We start from the raw sequence: 1,463 nt of genomic DNA, 5'->3' as shown, positions 1-1,463 counted from the left end.
TCGGTCGGCGGCACGGCCGCGCCCGAGGAGGTCGACGCCGTCTCGCGGGCCGCTATCGGCGTCGTGGACGCCGCCTGCGCCGGGTACGCCGCCTGCCGGGACGCCTACCAGGCCGTGCTCGACGCCGAGGAGACGCTGCGCCGCACGCTCGTGCGGCTGTCGGACGCCCAGTTGCCGAGCGCCCAGGTCAGCGAGGTGACCTGAGCGCCCGAGAGCGGGATCAGTACGAGCAGCTGTCCAGCAGCGGCTGCAGCGCGGCCTTCTCGGCCGCGTCCACGCTCAGGCCCCAGCGCGACTTCGTGTGGATCCACATCTTCGAGTAGGCGCAGCGCTTGCTTGCCAGCGGCGGTACCCACTCGGCGGGGTCCTTGTCGCTCTTCGAGCTGTTCACCTCGGCCGTGACCGCGATGAGCTGCGGCCCGGTGAGGTCGTTCGCGAAGTCCTGCCGCCGCGCCGTCGTCCACCCGTCAGCACCCGAGCGCCAGGCCTCGGCCAGGGCCACGACGTGGTCGATCGAGATGTCCGCGGGCGCCGTGCGGGTCTGGCCGTCGTACTCGCTGTACCAGCTGCCCGACGTCGGGTAGCAGTCCCCGCCCACCTCCACGCCGTCGCCGTCGCGGCGCAGGACGGTCTCGCGGGTGGTGCAGCCGTCGACGGTGATCCAGTGAGGGAAGAGGTTCCGGTCGTACGGTGCTGACTCGCTCTCCGCGCGCACCGGGAGGGCGTCGAGCTCGGACTGCGCCGCCGCCCTCGACGGCAGACCGGGCGGGTAGGCGCTCGCGGACTGGGGATGCACCACCGTCAGGAGCGCGACGAGCGTCAGCGCCAGGGCCGACGCGACGAGATGGCGGGCTGGGTGGCCGCGCCGGGAGTCTCGCTGGACGACGAGCTGCGACATGGGACAGACCTTCCTCGAGACTGACCTGGGCCCGTTCATGGTCGAGGCGTCCGATGACGCCCGAATGACCACCATGTGTAGGTTAGCGAAATTTCACCCGTTCTGACCGAGTCGTGAGACATGAGCCGGCCGCGGCTGCCCGGCAGCGCGCAGAAGGTCCGCCCCACCCGGCGGTCCGGCACGGGGTCTGGGGAGAGACCGTGCGGGAGGGCTCGGGGAGGCGGACCTCGGCAGGTGCGCGGGGCGACTCAGACGGCGCCGGCGGTCAGCAGGCCGAAGTAGTAGCCGATGCCGACCAGGATCAGGGCGCCGACGGTCTCGACGATGGCGAGCGCGAGGCCCCACCTGGCGAGCCACAGGTCGAAGCCCTCCTTGCCGGCGCGGGCCACCGCGATGGCGTTCAGCACGACGCCGATGATCGGGAGCGCGGCGAGGAAGAAGGTGACCAGGCTGAAGACCGTGGTCTGCGGGTCCTCTTCCTCCTCCTCGACGACGGCGGGAGCGGGCGCGGCGACGGCGGCCGCGGCGGCCGGTGCGGCGACCTCGGTCGAGGTGGCGGCTGCGG

3 protein-coding genes are annotated in these 1,463 nt (G+C 72.5%); 1 reads left to right on the top strand and 2 read right to left on the bottom strand.

The features are described from left to right. On the top strand, window positions 1-204 hold a 204-nt coding region (locus tag PROKR_RS29075), incomplete at its 5' end, for a hypothetical protein (protein ID WP_036971060.1). Window positions 205-220: 16 nt separating this feature from the next. Here PROKR_RS29075 and PROKR_RS29070 read toward each other — a convergent pair. Then, the gene (locus tag PROKR_RS29070; RefSeq protein WP_036971057.1) at window positions 221-898 is read right to left on the bottom strand and encodes an HNH endonuclease family protein; all 678 of its coding nucleotides are present in this window, start codon (window positions 896-898) and stop codon (window positions 221-223) included. Window positions 899-1,146: 248 nt separating this feature from the next. Then, window positions 1,147-1,463 (bottom strand): hypothetical protein (locus PROKR_RS36605; protein WP_036971054.1); only part of this gene is annotated, 317 nt, incomplete at its 5' end.

Source organism: Promicromonospora kroppenstedtii DSM 19349 (assembly GCF_000515355.1).
Lineage (GTDB): Bacteria > Actinomycetota > Actinomycetes > Actinomycetales > Cellulomonadaceae > Promicromonospora > Promicromonospora kroppenstedtii.
Note: the sequence above shows the minus strand (reverse complement) of the source record. Positions and strands in the feature narration are given on the sequence as shown.

Coding starts and splice junctions, on each gene's coding strand:
- PROKR_RS29070 (WP_036971057.1), bottom strand. CDS start 898: ATGTCGCAGCTCGTCGTCCAGCGAGACTCCCGGCGCGGCCACCCAGCC.